This window comes from Paenibacillus sp. A3 (assembly GCF_001399685.1).
GTDB lineage: Bacteria > Bacillota > Bacilli > Paenibacillales > NBRC-103111 > Paenibacillus_G.
Window position 1 is genome coordinate 1 of record NZ_JTHN01000181.1, and the last position, 3,865, is coordinate 3,865.

Below are 3,865 nucleotides of genomic sequence, written 5' to 3' on the forward strand. Positions count from 1 at the left end.
GGCGAATACCACAAAATAGACCGCTATTACCGCGATCATCGGTTTACGCCAAGCGATCCAGTTCATAACCATCCGCCTCATCTCATTGTTGTATCGCGTGTTGATGCCAAGGGAAGCGTTATACAAGACTAGCCTTATATGTATAAATTGATTATAAATTAATCATCGGGTAATTCGAACTATTTCTTTAGCACTAATTACTCACAAAAATAGACATACCTTGCCATCCCGCATAAAAATCAGCCTTCCAATAACGCCTCAACCGAAGCTTCGATCCGGATTCCGCAAGCGCTGCGCGAATGGGCCGATGTGATTGTTCAACCGATACATGCCTGCGGAACGGCGCCCTGCTCAAGCGTACGAACAAAAAAGCTTGAAAAATATGCGCCGTACGTTATAATGAGGGCAATTTGACTTTACGGGAGTGGAGACCGCACCATGTACAAAATGCTTGCAATCGACATCGACGATACGCTGATCAACGACGAGAAGCAGATCACGGAAGGAACCAAAGGGTCGCTGGCCGCAGCGCTGGCCGAAGGAGTAATCGTTACGCTGGCTACCGGGCGCATGTACGCCTCGGCCAAGCAGCTCGCCGGTCAGCTGGAACTGAACGTGCCGCTCATTACATACCAGGGGTCGCTCGTCAAAAATTCAATCGACGGACGCGTCTTGTACGAACGGACCGTGCCCGCCGAGGCAGCGCGGCTCGTTTTCGATTTTTGCGAATCGGAAGGATTGCATCTGCAAACGTACGTAAACGATGTGCTGTATGTCAAGGAAGACAACGATAAAGCAAAAGCGTACGCCGCGCTTTCGAAAATCCCTTATACCGTGTACCCGAACTTCGGAGAGCTGGCGGCTCAGCCTTCGATGAAGCTGCTGATCATCGACGAGCCGGAGCTGCTGGACCGGGTCGCGGAGCGGCTCCGCGGCTTGACCGGCGGGCAGGTGCATATTACGAAATCGAAGCCGCATTTTCTGGAAATCGTGCATATCGAAGGCACCAAAGGGCATGCGCTTGCGCATCTGGCCGAGCATTTCGGCATCGGGCTCGAGCAAGTCATAGGTATCGGAGACAGCTGGAACGACCGCGAAATGCTGGAGGTGGCAGGGCTTGGCGTCGCGATGGGTAATGCCGTCGAATCATTGAAGGAAATCGCCGATTATGTGACTTTCAGCAATAATGAGGACGGCGTCAAGCACGTCGTCGAGAAATTCGTGCTGCGCCGCGAAGAAGCAGGGAGCGGCAACTGAGGCTTGATGCCGGATTGGGACGGGTGACGTCCTGGTCTTATCGGGCAAGCGCGTTAAGTAAGCTATGAAACTTGCAAGAATAGCCGGACCGCTCCTGGAGCGGTCTTTTTGGCGTGCTCCGCCCCGGCGCTTGGTCCATTGGCAAAAGCACAGCATGTTCTCACCCTTTTCCGCTGTCCGCATACGCTGGTAAGTACAAAGGCGTTAGGCTTTTGTCCAGTGGAGGTGGGATGGTTGGGTGTCGCTTTAATTTCACTTCATTATGCGTATCTGCTGTTCGTTTTGCTGATTATCGGATTCATGGTGATGCGCCGGGATACGACGATCGTCTGCATTACCGGCATTGTGCTGATCGGGCTGCTCTCGACGGGATCGCTTCACGCTGCGGTCAGCGGCGTATTCAACAGCTTTATTTATGCCATGAAAGAGCTGCTCAATACGATCCTGATCATTTGTATCGTCGTGGCGATGAGCAAGGTGCTGGAAAAGAGCGGCGTAGGCGAGACCATGATCTCGCCGTTTGCCCGATTCATCCGGACCCCGGCTCTTGCTTTCTGGGTCATTGGCTTTCTTATGATGGCGATGTCGTGCTTTTTCTGGCCGTCCCCGGCCGTTGCGCTTGTAGGTGCGGTCCTGCTGCCGGCAGCTATAAGGGTAGGCTTGCCCGCGATCGGCGCAGCAATGGCAATGAACCTGTTCGGCCACGGCATCGCGCTGTCCGGCGACTATGTCATCCAGGGCGCGCCGAAGCTGACGGCCGATGCGGCAGGCATCCCTGTCGCGGCCGTCATGGAAGCCAGCGTGCCGCTCGTCCTTGTTATGGGCGCCGTGACGACAGTGACCGCCTTCTGGATGCTGCGCCGCGAAATGCGGCAAGGACGGATTGTGCCGAGCGGAGGCAGCGCAGTGGCGGCCCATGCGGCAGGAGCCGGCAAAGCGGAGGCCCAAGCAGCCCTGCTGCCGCGTGCGGGTCGGGTCGCGCTGGCATGGATCATCGCGCTGTTGTTCGCCGCCGATGTGGCCGCCATGTTCGCGTTCAACCTGCAAGGCGGCGATGCCACTGCGCTTGTCGGCGGAACCGCGCTGCTTGCGATGCTGCTTGTCTCGCTGCTGACGCACCGAGGACAAGGGCTAGAGCGGGCAACCGGCTATTTGATCGACGGATTCTTGTTCGGCTTTAAAGTATTCGGACCGGTCATCCCGATAGCCGCGTTCTTTTACCTTGGCGATTCGGCGCTTACGGACATTTTCGGCAGCGTGCTGCCTGAAGACTCGCACGGTCTTGTCAACGATCTCGGCTATGCGCTCGCCCATGCGGTGCCGCTCAATCAGGCGATCGGCGCGGTCACGCTGACAGCCGTCGGCGCCATTACCGGTCTCGACGGCTCCGGCTTCTCCGGCATTTCGCTGGCCGGCTCGATCGCTCGTCTTTTTGCCGCCGCTATCGGCTCGGGGATTGCCACGTTGACCGCGCTCGGGCAGATCGCCGCGATCTGGGTCGGCGGAGGCACCCTTGTACCGTGGGCGCTTATCCCGGCGGCCGCCATCTGCGGCGTCGATCCGTTCGAACTGGCGCGGCGCAATTTGAAGCCCGTCGTCGCGGGGCTGATCGTTACGGCGACTGTGGCGATTTTTTTGAGTTGATACGGACGCTAGAAGGAATATTTGTATGCGCGCAGCTCCGCTAGGTGCCGTGCTTTGGTTCAAGCTTTCCCCTTCAGGTTAAGAAGAGTTACGTTTTTCTTAACGGGAGGGGTTAAATATGCTCAAAAAAAGCTATTACGTTTCCGTCGGTTCAGGCACGATTGAGGACGCGCAGACACTCGCGGATCTTGGAAACTACTCCTACGAATATGCGGTGGAAGCCACCGATCAGGAACTTCGGGAGCTGCGGCGGCTTATGAGCAGTTACGAGGTCGAAACGGAAAAGACGTTCGCCCGCGCGGGAGTGCCATACAAATCGGCGGACCATGACGAAGCAACGGATGAGTACAACTCCCAAGTACGTGAGCTGTACGCTATGATCTATCGGCTGGGGACACCCGAAACGCGCGGACATATCGAAAAGATGCGGATCATGGAGAAGCTGAGCAACTCGGATTACAGGCAGCCGGGCTACGGTAAACATAATGCCGAGGAGGCCATTGAAGTGAACGAAAGAGAGCAGGTCGGCCCGAAGTAGATTATAATGCTGACCTTCTCTGTGAAAAAAGAAACAAGCCCTCCCTTTTTTCCGGTCACGTTTGGGCACCCGTCTCATATACTTGGTATGGATTATAGGCATTAGCATAGTATGTACGCTTCCTACCAAGCAAAAAGGGAGAGGGTATCATGAGTTACGAAGAGATTCCTTACACCGATTCGTATGATGAATTCTTTTCTGAGATGCCGGACGATGCGGCAAGCCTGGAACGATATCCTGACGAACGAGGGGGCCCCGGTACGTATGGAGGCGCTCCGGGCGCAGGATTCCCAGGTTGGCCCGGCGCCGCTCCGGGCACAGAGTTCCAGGGCATCCCCGGTGGCGCTCCGGGCGCAGGGTTCCAGGGCATGCCCGGCGGTGTTCCGGGCGCAGGATTCCAGGGCATGCCCGGCGGCGCTCCCGGCG

At 56.7% G+C, this 3,865-nt stretch carries 3 protein-coding genes and 1 pseudogene; all 4 read left to right on the forward strand.

Going from position 1 to position 3,865, the window contains the following annotated elements; genetic code table 11:
• The first annotated feature begins 438 nt into the window (after positions 1-438).
• The gene (locus QJ48_RS25555) at positions 439-1,257 is read left to right on the forward strand and encodes a Cof-type HAD-IIB family hydrolase (protein WP_054976236.1); all 819 of its coding nucleotides are present in this window, start codon (positions 439-441) and stop codon (positions 1,255-1,257) included.
• 234 nt (positions 1,258-1,491) lie between these two features.
• A complete protein-coding gene (locus QJ48_RS25560) occupies positions 1,492-2,901 on the forward strand; it encodes a hypothetical protein (protein ID WP_054976237.1) in 1,410 nt (469 codons plus the stop codon).
• Between the two features lie 118 nt (positions 2,902-3,019).
• Positions 3,020-3,439 (forward strand): hypothetical protein, encoded by a 420-nt coding sequence (locus QJ48_RS25565; protein WP_054976238.1) that lies wholly within the window; start codon positions 3,020-3,022, stop codon positions 3,437-3,439.
• A 149-nt stretch (positions 3,440-3,588) separates the two neighbouring features.
• A pseudogene (locus tag QJ48_RS25570) lies at positions 3,589-3,865 on the forward strand (hypothetical protein); the annotation flags it as partial.